The sequence below is a fragment of the Kaistia hirudinis genome (genome assembly GCF_014196455.1).
Taxonomy (GTDB): Bacteria; Pseudomonadota; Alphaproteobacteria; order Rhizobiales; family Kaistiaceae; genus Kaistia; species Kaistia hirudinis.
The window spans coordinates 476627-491308 of sequence record NZ_JACIDS010000001.1 but is presented as its reverse complement, the minus strand read 5'-3'; the positions used below and the strand labels follow the sequence as shown (position 1 = coordinate 491308).

At 67.8% G+C, this 14682-nt stretch carries 14 protein-coding genes; 5 read left to right on the top strand and 9 right to left on the bottom strand.

The window, feature by feature from the left end; genetic code table 11:
• Window positions 1-5: 5 nt before the first annotated feature.
• Window positions 6-1034, bottom strand: a complete 1029-nt coding sequence (cobT, locus tag GGR25_RS02310; protein ID WP_183397103.1) for a nicotinate-nucleotide--dimethylbenzimidazole phosphoribosyltransferase — start codon at window positions 1032-1034, stop codon at window positions 6-8.
• A gap of 162 nt (window positions 1035-1196) precedes the next feature.
• On the opposite strand from cobT, the gene cobS reads away from it, so the two are divergent.
• The gene (cobS, locus tag GGR25_RS02305) at window positions 1197-1991 is read left to right on the top strand and encodes an adenosylcobinamide-GDP ribazoletransferase (protein WP_183397102.1); all 795 of its coding nucleotides are present in this window, start codon (window positions 1197-1199) and stop codon (window positions 1989-1991) included.
• Entirely contained in the window at window positions 1991-2173 is a 183-nt protein-coding gene (locus GGR25_RS02300) for a DUF1289 domain-containing protein (RefSeq protein WP_183397101.1), read from the top strand. Before cobS ends, GGR25_RS02300 begins: the two co-directional genes overlap by 1 nt.
• Window positions 2174-2182: 9 nt before the next feature.
• Here GGR25_RS02300 and GGR25_RS02295 read toward each other — a convergent pair whose 3' ends face one another.
• Both GGR25_RS02295 and dusA read right to left on the bottom strand, forming a co-directional pair.
• Window positions 2183-3172 carry a bile acid:sodium symporter family protein gene (locus GGR25_RS02295; protein WP_183397100.1) on the bottom strand — a complete coding sequence of 330 codons (990 nt, stop codon included), beginning with the start codon at window positions 3170-3172 and terminating at the stop codon, window positions 2183-2185.
• A gap of 83 nt (window positions 3173-3255) precedes the next feature.
• Window positions 3256-4254: a tRNA dihydrouridine(20/20a) synthase DusA gene (gene dusA, locus GGR25_RS02290; RefSeq protein WP_183397628.1), complete on the bottom strand. Its 999-nt coding sequence runs from the start codon at window positions 4252-4254 to the stop codon at window positions 3256-3258.
• 154 nt (window positions 4255-4408) lie between these two features.
• On the opposite strand from dusA, the gene mgtA reads away from it, so the two are divergent.
• Window positions 4409-6955: a magnesium-translocating P-type ATPase gene (gene mgtA, locus GGR25_RS02285; protein WP_183397099.1), complete on the top strand. Its 2547-nt coding sequence runs from the start codon at window positions 4409-4411 to the stop codon at window positions 6953-6955.
• 7 nt (window positions 6956-6962) lie between these two features.
• Here mgtA and GGR25_RS02280 read toward each other — a convergent pair whose 3' ends face one another.
• Together GGR25_RS02280 and GGR25_RS02275 are read right to left on the bottom strand one after the other, a co-directional pair.
• Window positions 6963-7946, bottom strand: coding sequence for a zinc-dependent alcohol dehydrogenase family protein (locus tag GGR25_RS02280; protein ID WP_183397098.1), 984 nt, complete (start codon window positions 7944-7946; stop codon window positions 6963-6965).
• 12 nt (window positions 7947-7958) lie between these two features.
• Window positions 7959-8678 carry a CBS domain-containing protein gene (locus GGR25_RS02275; protein ID WP_183397097.1) on the bottom strand — a complete coding sequence of 240 codons (720 nt, stop codon included), beginning with the start codon at window positions 8676-8678 and terminating at the stop codon, window positions 7959-7961.
• Window positions 8679-8956: 278 nt separating this feature from the next.
• Between GGR25_RS02275 and GGR25_RS02270 the strand changes: the two genes are divergently transcribed.
• Window positions 8957-10162: an acetate/propionate family kinase gene (locus GGR25_RS02270; RefSeq protein ID WP_183397096.1), complete on the top strand. Its 1206-nt coding sequence runs from the start codon at window positions 8957-8959 to the stop codon at window positions 10160-10162.
• A gap of 14 nt (window positions 10163-10176) precedes the next feature.
• Here GGR25_RS02270 and GGR25_RS02265 read toward each other — a convergent pair whose 3' ends face one another.
• The 3 genes from GGR25_RS02265 to gatC are packed head-to-tail and all read right to left on the bottom strand — an operon-like array spanning window position 10177 to window position 12296.
• A complete protein-coding gene (locus GGR25_RS02265) occupies window positions 10177-10485 on the bottom strand; it encodes a chorismate mutase (RefSeq protein ID WP_183397095.1) in 309 nt (102 codons plus the stop codon).
• Between the two features lie 6 nt (window positions 10486-10491).
• The gene (gatA, locus tag GGR25_RS02260; RefSeq protein ID WP_183397094.1) at window positions 10492-11976 is read right to left on the bottom strand and encodes an Asp-tRNA(Asn)/Glu-tRNA(Gln) amidotransferase subunit GatA; all 1485 of its coding nucleotides are present in this window, start codon (window positions 11974-11976) and stop codon (window positions 10492-10494) included.
• Between the two features lie 32 nt (window positions 11977-12008).
• The gene (gatC, locus tag GGR25_RS02255) at window positions 12009-12296 is read right to left on the bottom strand and encodes an Asp-tRNA(Asn)/Glu-tRNA(Gln) amidotransferase subunit GatC (protein WP_183397093.1); all 288 of its coding nucleotides are present in this window, start codon (window positions 12294-12296) and stop codon (window positions 12009-12011) included.
• A gap of 211 nt (window positions 12297-12507) precedes the next feature.
• Here gatC and GGR25_RS02250 point away from each other — a divergent pair, with 211 nt between their 5' ends.
• A complete protein-coding gene (locus GGR25_RS02250; protein ID WP_183397092.1) occupies window positions 12508-13779 on the top strand; it encodes a DNA polymerase IV in 1272 nt (423 codons plus the stop codon).
• A 9-nt stretch (window positions 13780-13788) separates the two neighbouring features.
• Here the strand turns inward: GGR25_RS02250 and GGR25_RS02245 are convergent, their stop codons facing one another.
• Window positions 13789-14394: a helix-turn-helix domain-containing protein gene (locus tag GGR25_RS02245; RefSeq protein WP_183397091.1), complete on the bottom strand. Its 606-nt coding sequence runs from the start codon at window positions 14392-14394 to the stop codon at window positions 13789-13791.
• Between the last annotated feature and the right edge of the window lie 288 nt (window positions 14395-14682).

Genomic DNA, 14682 nt, shown 5'->3' with positions numbered 1-14682 from the left:
ACCGGCTATTCGCTCCGCCCGGAAACGCCCGCCTGGGCGAAGGTCGCCATGCCGGCGTGGATCTGCGCCGCGGCCTTGACGAGGCCCGCGGCCAGCGCCGCGCCGCTGCCTTCGCCGAGGCGCATGCCGAGATCGAGCAGCGGCTTGCGGCCGAGCTTCGCCAGCAAGAGGCCATGCGCCGGCTCGGCCGAGAGATGGCCGAACTGGCAATGATCCAGCGCATGATGATCGAGCCGCCACAGCACCGCCGCGGCGGCCGTGGCGACATAGCCGTCGATCAGCACGGGGATCCGGCTCATGCGCGCGGCGAGGATCGCGCCAGCGATCGCTGCGAGCTCGCGGCCGCCGAGACGGCGCAGCACTTCGAGCGGATCGTCGAGATGGCCGGCATGGCAGGCGAGTGCCTGCTGCACGATCGCCGCCTTGTGCGCCACGCCCTCGGCGTCGAGCCCGGTGCCCGGACCGACCCAATCGGTAGCCGGCCCACCGAAGAGCCCGGCCGCGACAGCCGCCGCGACGGTCGTGTTGCCGATGCCCATCTCGCCGAGCACGAGCAGATCGATGCCGCCGGCCGTCGCCTCCATGCCGAACGCCATGGTGGCGGCGCAGGCCGCCTCGTCAAGCGCGGGTTCCACGGTGATGTCCCCGGTCGGCAGATCGAGCGCGAGATCGAACACTTTGAGCCCGAGATCATAGGCGATGCAGATCTGGTTGATCGCCGCGCCGCCGGCCGCGAAATTCTCGACCATCTGCTGCGTCACCGAACTCGGGAAGGCGGAGATGCCATGGCGCGTGACGCCATGATTGCCGGCGAAGATCGCGACGAGCGGACGCCGCACCTCGGGCACTTCCCGCCCCTGCCAGGCGCTGAGCCATTCCGCCAGCCCTTCCATCCGGCCGAGCGAGCCCGCCGGCTTGGTGAGCTGCGCCTCGCGCGCCCGAACCGCCGCGACCGCCGCCGCGTCTGCCGAGGGCATGGCGGCGATGAGCGCGCGAATATCGTCGAAGGGAAGTCCGGTGGCGGAGGGGAGCATGGGGAGGCCTTCAGCAGGATCTGGCGTCGCGCGGGATGGCTTCGAGGCGCTGTCGCTGGTCGGCCGGCCGCGGGCGATCTATAAACCTCGCCCATATGATCGCAAGCATTCCCGCATGGCGATCCCTTCACGGTTTCGCGGGAACGGACGGTTCGAAACAGCATGCCCGATGAGTACCGAAGCACGATCTGGCAGGATTCTGCCGCCGCGGCGAGCTTCCTGACGACCCTGCCCGCCTCCTTCTTTCGCGGCGCCGCCGATGCCGGAGCGCCCGATTTCAGCCGCGCCGCCCGCGCCTTCCCCCTCGTCGGGGCGCTCCTCGGCCTCGCCGCCGGGCTGGTGCTCCTGATCGCCAATGCGCTCGGCCTCCCGCCCCTCGCCGCCGCGCTGCTGGCCGTGGCGGCCGGCATCCTGCTCACCGGCGCGCTGCATGAGGATGGCCTCGCCGATAGTTTCGACGGGCTCGCCGGCGGGCGTACCGTCGAGCGGCGGCTCGAGATCATGCGCGACAGCCGAATCGGCACCTATGGCGTGCTCGCGCTCATCATCTCCGTCGGCCTGCGCACGGCGCTGCTCGCGGCCTATCTGCCGGCCTCGCCCTGGCGCGCCGCCTTCGCCCTCATCGCGGCCGAAGCGCTCGGCCGCGCCGCGATCGTCTGGGTCTGGGCCAAGGAGCCGCCGGCGCGCGCCGATGGTCTCGCCGCCACGCTCGGCGCACCGGGACCGGATGCGCTCGGAACCGCGCTGCTGTCGGCGCTGGTGATCGGCCTCGTCGCCGGTTCGCTGGCCGCCGGCATCTTCGCGTCGCTGATAACGATCGCCGCAGCCGCGCTCGCCACCGTCACGGTCGCGGATTGGAGCCGTCGCCGGATCGGCGGGCGTACGGGCGACATACTCGGCGCCGCCGCGCAGGCGACCGCCCTCGCCGCGCTCCTCGCCCTGGCGGCGTTCCATTGATGATCTCGCCCTGCATCAAGCTCTGCGCGATCGACCCGGCGACTCGGCTCTGCAGCGGCTGCGGCCGCAGGCTGACCGAGATCGGCCGCTGGTCCACCATGTCCGACGCGGAGCGCGCGCAGATCATGCGCGAACTCCCCGAACGCCGCGCCGCAGCCGACGCGCAGCCCCTGCCGGGCTGACAGGCTCGCTTAGGTGTGCCCCTCGGCGATCGCGATCCGCGCATAGCGGTTGGCGATCACGCTGACGATCACGAGCTGGCAGAAATGATAGAGCATGATCGGCGCGATGATCAGGCCGAGCGCCGGATCATTGCCGAAGATGATCGGCGCCAGCGGAACGCCGGTCGCGAGCGATTTCTTCGAGGCGCAGAAGAGGCACGCGATCGTATCCTGCCGATTGAAGTGCATCAGCTTGCACGGGATCAGCATCAGCCAATAGATGATGTAGAACAGCGCGATCACGCCGACGACGATCTGGACGATCAGGATCGCGTCATGTCCGGCCCACACGCCCTCGACCATCGAATCCGAGAATGAATTGTAGACGATCGCCAGGATGATGGCGCGATCGGCCAGCTTGATGCGCTTGTTGTTGCGGTGCGCCCAGCCGGCCAGCCAGTGCCGCGCGACCTGGCCGACGATGATCGGCAGCAACACGAGCAGCACGATCTTGAGGATCACCGGCAGCAGCGGCATCGAGGTGCCGCTCGTCGCGAGGAACCACGCCATCAGCACGGGCGTCGCGAACACGCCGATGAGGCTCGAGATCGTCGCGTTGAAGATCGCCGCCGGGACATTGCCATGGGCGAGCGAGGTCATCGCGACCGAGGAGGACACCGTCGAAGGGAGCGCGGCGATATAGAAGAAGCCGATCCAGACCGGCAGCGGCAGCATGCTCTTGAACGGCGTTCCGAGCACCAGGACGACGATTGGGAACAGCACGAAGGTGCAGAGCTGCACGCTGATATGCAGGCGCCAGTGCTTGATGCCGGCCTTCATCTTCTCCGGCGCGAGCGTCAGGCCGTAGAGGAAGAAGATCACCGCGACGCCATAGGTCGCGACTTCGTTCATATGCAGGATGCCGCCGGTCGCCCCCGGTCCGGGGAATGCGATGGCGAGCGCCACGATCGCGACGAGCGCAAGGAGGAAGCCGTCGATCGTGAAGCCGCGGATTGTCATGACAGAGCGTCCGAAGGAAAGGGGGTACGCTGACGATGTCAGCATCCCTCAATAGCCGGCATTCCCCGGCTGCGAAAGGGGCGTCAGGCCGCCGCGGCCTCGGTTCGGTCGATCTCGAAAAGCGCTCGCGCGAGGATCTCCGGCCCTGCATCCCGGCGCGCGGCTTCCGTCGAAAGGATCTGCCGGTAGCGCCGGGCGCCGGGCCGGCCATGGAAGAGGCCGAGCATGTGCCGCGTCGCGCGATGGACCGGCTCGCCGCGCCGCGCCATGGCCTCGAGATAGGGCATCATCGCCTCGGCGGCGGAGCGCTCGTCGATGAGCGACGCGCCATCGCCATAGATCGCCGCGTCGACCTCGGCCAGGATGCCGGGCGTCTGATAGGCGGCGCGGCCGAGCATGACGCCGTCGACATGGGCGAGCTGCGCCTTGGCGTCGTCGATCGACTTCAGCCCGCCATTGATGCCGACGAAGACATCCGGGAGCCGGGCCTTGAGACGATGGACGCGGTCATAGTCGAGCGGCGGAATCTCGCGGTTCTCCTTCGGCGAGAGCCCCTTGAGCCAGGCCTTGCGGGCATGCACCCACAGTGCATCGGCGCCGGCCGCCAGCACGCGATCGGAAAGCGCGTCGAGGGCGACCTCGGGATCCTGCTCGTCGACGCCGATGCGGCATTTGACCGTCACGGGAATATCGACCGCCTGCTTCATCGCATCGACGCAATCCGCGACGAGGCCTGGTTCGAGCATCAGGCAGGCGCCGAACGCGCCGGACTGCACCCGGTCGGAAGGGCAACCGACATTGAGATTGATCTCGCCATAGCCCCACGAAGCGCCGATCCGCGCCGCGGCAGCCAGCTTCTCCGGCTCCGAGCCGCCGATCTGCAGGGCCAGCGGATGCTCGGCGGGATCGAAGCCCAGCAGCTTCTCGCGGTTGCCATGGATCACCGCATCGGCCACGACCATCTCGGTATAGAGCAGCGCATGACGGCTCAACTGCCGGTGAAAATACCGGCAGTGACGATCGGTCCAGTCCATCATCGGGGCGACGGCGAAAACCGGGCCCTTGAAGTACCGCTCTCTCATCATGCTCTTCCGAAGCGCCGCTTGGCGGCGGATCCTCCCGCGCGACGCCCATAGCACGGCGTTGAGGGCGAGGCCAATTCGCGCAGGCGCCTCCGCATGTCGTGCACCCATCGCAATGCTGCCTTAGCATTGCCGCGGACGGAGGGTGAACGGTATGGCCGGGACCGCAGGGCACGATCCAATCTTCAAGGCGAGCATCGACGAGGCATTCAAGCTCCTCGGCAGCCGCCGCGACGGGCTCTCCGGCGATGAGGCCGCGGCGCGGCTGAAGCGCAACGGGCCCAACCTTCCCGTCACGAGCATCCGCCGCACGCTGGCCGCCAAGGCACTGCGCCGGCTCGCCGATCCGCTCGTCGCGATCCTGCTCATCGCTGCCTTCATTTCCGGCGTGACCGGCGACTGGCAGAGCTTCGTCGTCATCGTCGTCATCGTGCTGATGTCGATCGTGCTCGACCTCGTGCAGGAGCAAAAGGCCGAGAAGGCCGTCGACGCGCTCAAGCGCTCCGTCGCGGTCACCGCGACCGTGCGCCGCGACGGGGCATGGCTTGCGATCCCCGTTCAGGATGTCGTGAAGGGCGATGTCGTGCATCTGGCCTCCGGCGACCTCGTTCCGGCGGATGGTCTGGTGCTGGTGGCGCAGCAACTGCTCGTCAACGAGGCCGTGCTGACCGGCGAGACCTATGCGGTCGAGAAGCGCGAGGCGGCCGCATCCGATCACGACCGCGTGCTGTACTCCGGCACGAGCGTCGTGGGCGGCGAGGCGGACCTCCTCGTCTCGGCCACGGGACCCGCCACCCGCTTCGGTGCCATCGCCGCCTCGCTCCAGGAGCGCGAGCCGCCGACGGCGTTCGAGACCGGGCTGCACTCGCTCGGCATGCTGATCCTGCGCCTCACCGGCTTCTTGGTGCTGTTCGTGCTGCTGACGCAGCTCTGGCGGCACGGACTCTCGGTCGAGAGCTTCCTGTTCGCGGTCGCGCTCGCCGTAGGCCTGACGCCCGAGCTGCTGCCCATGGTGGTCACGGTCACGCTGGCGCGCGGCGCGGAGCGCATGTCGAAGAAGAAGGTGGTGGTGAAGCGCCTCTCCGCCATCCACGACCTCGGTTCGATGGACATTCTCTGCACCGACAAGACCGGCACGCTCACCGAAGCGCGGATCGCGCTCGTCGACCGGATCGACGCGGACGGACAATCGAGCCAGCGGGTCGAAGAGCTCCTCCGCCGCAACAGCGCTCTCATCGGCGGGATGCGCAGCGCGCTCGACGATGCGATTCTCGCCAATGGCGGCTTGGGCGACGAGAATTGGGCGAAAGGCTGCGACCTCCCCTTCGACTTCGACCGGCGCCGCGCCTCGGTCATGACGCTGCGCGACGGCAAGGCCGAACTGGTGACCAAGGGGGCTCCCGAGGCGATTCTCGCCTGCTGCACCCATGTCGAGCGGAACGGCGCAATCGTTCCCCTGGATGAGGCCGGTCGCAGCCGGATCGCGGCGATGTTCGAGCAGAAGGGAAGCGAGGGATTTCGGCTGCTCGCCGTCGCCTATCGCCCGATCGATCCGACCATAAGCCGTCTCGCCGAAGCGGACGAGCACGACCTCGTCTTCGCCGGCTGCGGCGTGTTCCTCGACCCGCCCAAGGCCTCGGCCAAAGATGCCATCGTCTCGCTGCGCAAGGCCGGCATCGCGCTCAAGATCATCTCCGGCGACGCAGCCCCCGTTGTCGCGCACCTCGTGCAAAGCCTTGATATTCCTGCGAAAGGCATGCTCACGGGCGAGGAAATCGAGGCGATGACCGATGCGGCGCTCGCCAGCCGCGTTGTCGACACCGACCTCTTCGTGCGCGTCTCCCCCGACCAGAAGCGCCGCATCGTGCTGGCGCTGCGGCGGCGCGGACACACGACCGGCTTCCTCGGCGACGGCATCAACGATGCCCCCGCGATTCACGCCGCCGACGTCGGCCTTTCCGTCGAGGGCGGCACCGACGTCGCGCGGGAGGCCGCGGACATCATCCTGCTCGCGACCGACCTCCAGGTCATCGCCGATGGCGTCGCCGAGGGGCGGCGCACCTTCGCGAACATCATGAAATATGTCCGCATGGGCACGAGCTCGAACTTCGGCAACATGCTCTCGACCGCCCTCGCCTCGCTGGTCCTGCCGTTCCTGCCGCTGGCGCCGTTGCAGATCCTCCTGAACAATCTGCTCTACGACCTTTCAGAAATTGGCATTCCGTTCGATCGCGCCGACGAAGAGGAACTGGCGACGCCGAAGAAATGGGACATGGGCCAGGCGCTGCATTTCACGCTGGTCATGGGGCCGCTGTCGTCGCTGTTCGACCTGACGACCTTCGCCGTGCTGATATTCGTCTTCAAGGCGTCGGCCCCAGTCTTCCAGACGGCCTGGTTCGTCGAATCGATCCTGACGCAGATCCTGGTGATCTTCGTGATCCGGACGGCCAAGCCGTTCTGGAAGAGCCGCGCCCATCCGATCCTGACGGCCACCTCGCTCGGCGCGCTGGCGGTTTCGCTGGGCATCGCGCTCAGCGGGATCGGCGCGTTCTTCGGCTTCGTCTCATTACCGCTACCCCTGCTCGGCGCGATCGTCCTGATCAGCGCCGGCTATCTGACGCTCGCCGAGATCATCAAGCGCTTCGCCTTCGCCGTATCGAGCGGGCGGCGGCTCCACCACCCCGCCTTCCTGCGTCACTGAAAGCCCGTTACGGCACCAGGACCGCCGCGCCCTGAAAGCGCCCTGCGCGCAGATCCGCCAGCGCCTCATTCGCGCGCTCGAGCGGATAGACGGTCGTCGTCGTGCGCACCCCGGCGCGTGGTGCGAGTTCGAGGAATTCGTGCGCATCCGCGCGCGTCAGATTGGCCACCGACACGATCCGCCGCTCGCCCCACAGGATATCGTAGGGAAAGCTCGGGATCGGGCTCATATGGATGCCGCCGCACACGACCGTGCCGCCCTTGCGTACGGCGCGAAGTGCGGCCGGGATGAGCGAACCGACGGGGGCGAACAGGATCGCCGCGTCTAGCTGCTCCGGCGGCAATTCGTCCGAGCTGCCGGCCCAGACCGCGCCGAGCGAGCGGGCCATCGCCTGCGCGGCAGCGTCGCCCTCGCGCGTGAAAGCATAGACGGACCGCCCCTGCCACACGCAGACCTGAGCCAGGATATGCGCCGCCGCGCCGAATCCATAGAAGCCGATCCGCTTCGCCTCGCCCGCAAATCGCAGCGAACGCCAGCCGATGAGGCCGGCGCACATCAGCGGCGCTGCCGCGACCGGATCGTCGAAATGGTCGAGCGGAAAGGCGAAGGCCGCGTCGGCAACCACGTGTGTCGCAAAGCCGCCGTCGCGGGAATAGCCGGTGAACTGCGGCGTGTCGCAGAGGTTCTCGGCGCCGGAGGCACAATAGGGGCAGTGGCCGCAGGTGTGGCCGAGCCAGGGGATGCCGACACGCCGTCCGGCCTGAACGGCCTCGACGCCGGGGCCGACTGCCTCGACGATACCCACGATCTCGTGGCCCGGGATGAGCGGGAGATGCGGCTCGGTCAGATCGCCGTCGACCACGTGCAGATCCGTCCGGCAGACGGCGCAGGCCTCCACGCGGACCATGATCTCGCCGGCGCCCGGCACGGGCGTGGCACGCTCCTCGAGTACCAGCGGTTCGCCGATCGCGTGGAGCACCATCGCCCGCATGATGGCTCGCTCCTAGGTCTCGCGCTGCTGCGGCGGCATGATGATGACGCCGGAGATCGGCTCGACGCAGACGAGCTGGTCTTCGACTGCCTGGACGCCGGGAACATTCTCCGCACAGACGCGGGCTGCATCGCGCTCCCGCTCGTCGAAGATCGTCCCGCTCAGGGTCGCCTTGCCCCCTTCGACATCGACGCGAATCAAGCCGTTGCCGCTCCAGAACTGGCCGCCGAGCTCGGCGACGATGGCCTTCCGCAGCGATTCGTCGCTCGCATCGGGCGCGCTGGCGGTCGCGAGGCGGTTGGCGAGTGCCTTCAGGATGTCGGAGCGCGAGACGATGCCGACCAACTGCCCTCCGTCAACCACCGGCAGGCGCTTGATGTGGCGGCGGCCCATGGCCTCGACCACTTCCTCCAGCGAGGCGCTGCTCGGCGTCACCACGATATCGCGCGTCATGACATCTTCGACGCGGCGGCCATGCGAATGGACATATTCGTCCGCAGCCCTGCCGGCGCTGAGGAAGACGTGCAGCCAGCCCGAGCGCTTGGGCTCCGTCCCGAGTTCCGTGCGCTTCAAGAAGTCGCCTTCCGTGACCACGCCGACGAGCGCGCCGCTGTCATCGATGACGGGCAGTCCGCTGATGCGGTGCGCCAGCATCAGCTGCGCGGCATCGACGATGGACGTCGTCGGACGGACGCTCAGGACCGGCGACGTCATGATATCTTGAACCTTCACGTGAACCTCCAGACCTGCGTCGCCACCAAGCGGGCAGAACGCGACGACGATCACTCCCCATGACGGGAGAAGCAAGGGCGCCATATTAATTCCCACACCGAACGGGCTCGGGCCTTGCGGCAGGTCAATGCGACAGGGAGCCGATCCGGGCCGGGGCGATTTGATCCCTGTCAGCGGCAAAACGCAATTCCGCGCTATGCTCCGCTTCGGGTGCGCCACAACCGGGCGATGTCGGCCCGCGCCGCCGCGACGGGACACCAGCCAGAACAGCGGGATCCATGAACCAGAACCTCCTCCTGACGCTCAACCCCGGCTCCTCCACGATCAAGCTCGGCCTGTTCGCAGAGGCGCACGAATCGCCGCGCCGGATCGGCAGCGGCATGATCGACCTGCGCCAGACCCCGCTGATGCTCCACATCAGCGAAGGCGGCGAGCAATTCGACGTCGCGCTGCGTTCGGAGCTGCAGGAGGATTTGCACGACCTGATCCGCGAGACGGTCGACGTTCTGGTGAAGCACTTCGCGTCGGATCACTTCATCGGCGCAGGGCATCGCGTCGTGCATGGCGGCGATCGCTTCGCCGGTCCGACGCTCATCGATGATGACGTGCTCGCCGGCATCGCGTCGCTATCGCATCTGGCGCCGCTGCATCAGCCGCGCGCCGTCCGCCTTATCGAGGCGTTCCGGAAGATCTGGCCGAATCTCCCGCAGATCGCCTCGTTCGACACGGCCTTCCATCGCAGCCAGAGCCCGATCGAACGGCGATTGCCGATCCCCCGGGACCTCTATGACGAAGGCCTGAAGCGCTACGGCTTCCATGGCCTCTCCTACAAGTTCATCGCCGGCGCGCTCGCGCGCGAAGCGCCGGAGATCGCCAAGGGACGCGTCGTCGTCGCCCATCTCGGCAGCGGCGCCAGCCTCTGCGCCCTGGATGGCGGCGTCAGCCAGAGCTGCAGCATGGGCTTCTCGACGCTCGACGGCATCCCAATGGCGACGCGCAGCGGCGCGCTCGACCCAGGCGTGCTGCTCTACCTGCTCCAAGCCAAGCAGATGTCGGTCCCGGACCTCGAGGATTTCCTCTATCACCGCTGCGGGCTCATCGGCCTCTCCGGCATCAGTGCGGATGCGCGGGTACTTTCGGAGAGCACGGAACCCGCGGCGGTCGAGGCGATGGCCTATTTCGCCGGCGCGATCGCGCAGGAAGTAGCGGCCAAGGCGACGAGCCTCGGCGGGCTCGACGGCATCGTCTTCACCGCCGGCATCGGCGAACATCAGCCGGCCCTGCGGGCGGCCGTGTGCAAGAGCCTCGCCTGGGTCGGCGTCGCGATCGACGATCAGGCCAATGCGGCCAATGCCCGGCGCATTCACGCATCCGACAGCCGGGTCAGCGTCTTCGTGCTGCCGACGGACGAGGAGACGGTGATCGCGAGCGAGGCGTCCGAAATCCTGAGGGACCAGGCGAGCCGCAGCCGCGGCAGCGCCTGAACCGCAACGATGCGTCAGTCCGTGCCGAGCCGCCTTGCGATCGTGTCGCGCTCGAACGCGACGTTCCAGTCGATGAGGCGCGCCCAGAGTTCGCGGGCCAGCTCCTCGTCGAAACCGGCGGCGCGGGCCGTGGCTGCGACGCGGTCCAGCACTTCGCCGATCCGGCCCGGTACCAGGGCCTCGCTCGGATCGCTCTTCAGTTCCGCCATGCGACGCACATAGGCGAACCGTTCGGCCAGCTTCTCGACCAGCTCACGATCGAGCCGGTCGATCTCCACGCGGATGTCCTGCTTGGAGTGGCAGTCCTCGGGGGCGCGAGCCATGTCAGCTCACCACCATCGCGCGGGTTCAAACCGGCCGGCGGCCTGCTCAATGACCTCGCTGAGCGAGAACAGCGTCTCCTCGCCGAACGGGCGGCCGATCAGCTGCAGGCCGAGCGGCAAACCGCCCGCGCCAAGCCCGGCGGGAACGGCGATGCCCGGCAGGCCGGCCATGTTTACCGTCACGGTGAAGACGTCGTTCAGATACATCTCGACCGGCGAGGCGAGCGCCATCTCCTTCAGGCCGAAGGCCGCCGACGGCGTCGCCGGCGTCAGGATCGCATCGACGCCGGCCTCGAAGGCCAGATCGAAGTCGCGCTTGATCAGCGTGCGGACCTTCTGCGCGCGGACGTAGTAGGCGTCGTAATAGCCGGCCGAGAGCACATAGGTGCCGATCAGGATGCGGCGCTTCACCTCGGCGCCGAAGCCGGCGGCGCGGGTGTTCTCATAGAGCGAGACGATGTCGTCGCCGGGCACGCGCAGCCCGTAGCGCACGCCGTCATAGCGCGCGAGATTGGACGACGCCTCAGCCGGTGCCACGATGTAGTAGGCCGGCAGGGCGTATTTCGTGTGCGGCAGCGTGATGTCGACGATCTCCGCGCCGGCATCCTTGAGCCAGTCGATGCCCTGCTGCCAGAGCGCCTCGATCTCGGCCGGCATGCCGTCGATGCGGTATTCCTTCGGGATGCCGATGCGCAGGCCCTTCACGGAACGGCCGACCGCACCCTCGTAGTCGCCGACCGGCAGGTCGACGGAGGTGGTGTCCTTCTCGTCGACGGAGGCCATCGATTTCAGCAGGATCGCGGCGTCGCGGACGGTGCGCGCGATCGGGCCGGCCTGGTCGAGCGAGGACGCGAAAGCCACCGTGCCCCAGCGCGAGCAGCGGCCATAGGTCGGCTTGATGCCGACCGTGCCGGTGAAGGCCGCCGGCTGACGGATGGAGCCGCCCGTGTCGGTCGCGGTCGCGCCGGCGCAGATATGCGCCGCGACGGCAGCAGCCGAACCACCGGACGAACCGCCGGGAACGAGTTCGAGATTGGAACCCTCGCGCTTCCACGGGTTCACGACCGGCCCGTAATAGGACGTCTCGTTCGACGAGCCCATGGCGAACTCGTCCATGTTGAGCTTGCCGAGCATGACGGCGCCGTCCTGCCACAGATTGGCGGTGACGGTCGATTCATAAGGCGGCTTGAAGCCGTCGAGCACATGCGAGGCGGCCTGCGTGTGCACGCCTTCCGTCGCGAAGAGGTCCTTCACGCCGATCGGCACGCCTTCGAGCGGGCGCTGCTCGCCACGCGCAATGCTCTCGTCCGATGCGGCCGCCATGGCGAGCGCCTTCTCGGGCGTCTCGACGATATAGGCGTTCAGTGCGCGCGCGGCTTCCATCGCGGCGAGATAGGCCTTGGTGAGCTCGGTGGCCGAGAAGGCGCGCGCGGCAAGGCCGTCGCGAATTTCGGCAATGGTCAGGCTGGTGAGATCCGATGCGCGCGTCATGTCTGTCTCGATGTTCGAAGAGGGGCGTCCGGTCACTCGACCACCTTCGGCACGACGAAGAACTCGTCGTCCGAGGCCGGCGCATTGGCCACGACCTTGGCCGAATAGAAGCCGTCGGTGACGACATCCGCGCGCATCTTCATCGTCTGCTCCACCACCGAGGTCATCGGCTCGACCTCGGAAACGTCGAGTTCGCCCAGCTGCTCCACGAAGCCGAGAATCGTGTTGAGCTCGTTCTGGAACGAAGCCGCCTCCTCCTCCGTGATGGCGATGCGCGCGAGATGCGCGACGCGCTTGACGGTGGCGATATCGACGCTCATGGCGGGATCCTTCGAGCTTGGCGCTTTAAGCCTTATCCGGGAGTCCGGCCCGCTATATCACCGCCGCTCGCCGCGCCGCAACCTGAGCCGAGCGCAGCGTCACACGCGCCCGCCTCTGGCGGACCGCGCGCGCCTTCACCTCGGCCGGCCGACGCGCTAAGACGGATGTGGCCGATCGAACCGTCGACGCCCCTGGCCGGATCGCCGCGCGATGACCGACGCCTTCGCCTTCTGTCGTGACTGCCTCGCTCCGGCGCCGCCGGCGGCCAGGCGCTGCGCGCGTTGCGGCAGCCCCCGCATCCTGCGTCACGACGAATTGTCGGCGCTCTCGATCGCCCATGTCGACTGCGACGCCTTCTATGCAGCAATCGAGAAGCGCGACGATCCGAGTCTCGTCGACAAGCCGCTGATCATCGGCGGCGGGCGGCGCGGCGTCGTCTCGACGGCCTGCTACATCGCGCGGATCAAGGGCGTGCGCTCCGCCATGCCGATGTTCAAGGCGCTCGAACTCTGCCCCGAGGCGACCGTCATCCGCCCGAACATGGAGAAATACGTCGCCGTCGGCCGCGAGATCCGCGCCCTAATGGGCGAGCTGACGCCGCTGGTCGAGCCTCTGTCGATCGACGAGGCGTTCATGGATCTCTCCGGCACCGAACGGCTGCACCGCGCCCCGCCCGCGCTGACGCTCGCCCGGTTCGCGCGCCGGATCGAGCAGGAGGTGGGCGTCACCGTCTCGGTCGGCCTTTCCTTCAACAAGTTCCTGGCCAAGATCGCCTCCGATCTCGACAAGCCCCGCGGCTTCTCCGTGATCGGGCGTGCCGAGGCCCTGCCCTTCCTCGCGGCCCTGCCCGTCTCGAAGATCTGGGGCGTCGGCAAGGCGATGGAGCGGAAGCTGGCCGAAGACGGCATCCGCTCGGTCGGCCAGATCCAGCAAACCGATGAGGGGGACCTCGCCCGCCGCTATGGCGCAATGGGTCTGCGGCTCGCCCGCCTCGCCCGCGCCGACGACCGCCGCGCCGTCGATCCGCGTCATGAGGCGAAGTCGATTGGCGCCGAGACGACATTCGACAAGGACTATCGCGACCGTGACCATCTGCGGCCGATCCTCCGCCGGCTCTGCGAGAAGGCGGCGGCGCGGCTGAAGCGCGCCGACCTCGCGGCCTGGACCGTTACGCTCAAGATGAAGTCCGACGATTTCCGCATCCGCACCCGCAATCGCCAGCTCGCCGACCCGACGCGCCTCGCAGACAGGATCTTTCGCGTGGCCGAAGACCTGCTCGAGGCCGAACTCGACGGCACGGCCTATCGGCTGATCGGCGTCTCGCTGTCCAATTTCGCCGATCCCGCGCTCGCCGATCCTGATGATCTCGTCGATCCCGCAGCGGCCAAGCGAGCCGCTGCGGAAGCGGCAATCGACAGGCTGCGCGGACGCTTCGGCCGCGACGCCGTCGGGCATGGGCTCACGTTCCGGGCCGAGGACTGACGCCTCCGGTCAGTCCCCGTTCATGTGTTTGGGCTCTCCGGCCTGGTGGCCGTCGACCAGACCGGCATTGTGCGGCTCGGTCCCAACCGTCAGAACCTCCGAGGGTTGATCCGTCGGATTGCTGATCTCATAGGGCCGGTTCAGGCTGAAATGGAAGGCGTCGCCTGCCTCCAGTTCGTAGATCGTTCCGTCCAGGAGGTAGCGGACCGTCCCCTTGAGCACATAGACCACCTGCTCGCCCTCGAACGGCCGGCCGGCGCCGCGATAATGCGGTGGCACGTCCAGCTTGACGGCATTCAGCAGCTGTCCCGGGAAGGTCGTCGAAAGCTGTTCGAGATGCAGGCCCCCGGGCCCGGCCGAATGCGCACTGCGGCCCTCGGCCCGCGACACCGCATTGGGAAGGTCGGGGCGATGCAGGAAGGCGCTCACCGGCACATCGAGCGAGCGCGCAATCGTCACGAGCGAACTCAGCGAGGGACGCGTGATGTCGCGCTCGACCTGCGAGAGAAACCCGATGGAAAGCCCTGATTTCGATGAAACGCGCTGCAGCGTCAGATTGCGCTGGCGGCGTGCCTCCCGAATTCTCGAGCCGATCTTGAGAGCCGCCCCGTCCATTCCCGTCCCGCTGCTGCGCTCCGGCGGGCGGTCCGGCCGATCCAGTCATCACCGCGCCAGGGCGGTCTTGCCTGTCCAACGAGCCGTCATCCGAAGCTTCGGGTAGTTTGGCTCGCTGACGATCGCGCCGACAACGATAAATTTCATTGGAGGCCTGACAAAACGCGCATCATGCACCGGAACCACCGCAATAGTTGCGGTGGGCGATGGCCGTCCTGTGCAATTTTTCCCATTTGGGATACAGGGCATAGGGTAGCCGGCGCCCCCAAAAACGGGGCCGGCCACCTT

Excerpts from the sequence above, each read along its gene's own strand:
- GGR25_RS02265 (WP_183397095.1), bottom strand. The coding sequence starts at position 10,485 with ATGGCTCGCGCCCCCGAGGACTGCCACTCCAAGCAGGACATCCGCGTG.
- gatA (WP_183397094.1), bottom strand. The coding sequence starts at position 11,976 with ATGACGCGCGCATCGGATCTCACCAGCCTGACCATTGCCGAAATTCGC.
- mgtA (WP_183397099.1), top strand. The coding sequence starts at position 4,409 with ATGGCCGGGACCGCAGGGCACGATCCAATCTTCAAGGCGAGCATCGAC.
- gatC (WP_183397093.1), bottom strand. The coding sequence starts at position 12,296 with ATGAGCGTCGATATCGCCACCGTCAAGCGCGTCGCGCATCTCGCGCGC.
- GGR25_RS02245 (WP_183397091.1), bottom strand. The coding sequence starts at position 14,394 with ATGGACGGGGCGGCTCTCAAGATCGGCTCGAGAATTCGGGAGGCACGC.
- GGR25_RS02280 (WP_183397098.1), bottom strand. The coding sequence starts at position 7,946 with ATGCGGGCGATGGTGCTCCACGCGATCGGCGAACCGCTGGTACTCGAG.
- GGR25_RS02270 (WP_183397096.1), top strand. The coding sequence starts at position 8,957 with ATGAACCAGAACCTCCTCCTGACGCTCAACCCCGGCTCCTCCACGATC.
- GGR25_RS02250 (WP_183397092.1), top strand. The coding sequence starts at position 12,508 with ATGACCGACGCCTTCGCCTTCTGTCGTGACTGCCTCGCTCCGGCGCCG.
- GGR25_RS02295 (WP_183397100.1), bottom strand. The coding sequence starts at position 3,172 with ATGACAATCCGCGGCTTCACGATCGACGGCTTCCTCCTTGCGCTCGTC.
- GGR25_RS02300 (WP_183397101.1), top strand. The coding sequence starts at position 1,991 with ATGATCTCGCCCTGCATCAAGCTCTGCGCGATCGACCCGGCGACTCGG.
- cobT (WP_183397103.1), bottom strand. The coding sequence starts at position 1,034 with ATGCTCCCCTCCGCCACCGGACTTCCCTTCGACGATATTCGCGCGCTC.
- cobS (WP_183397102.1), top strand. The coding sequence starts at position 1,197 with ATGCCCGATGAGTACCGAAGCACGATCTGGCAGGATTCTGCCGCCGCG.
- dusA (WP_183397628.1), bottom strand. The coding sequence starts at position 4,254 with ATGAGAGAGCGGTACTTCAAGGGCCCGGTTTTCGCCGTCGCCCCGATG.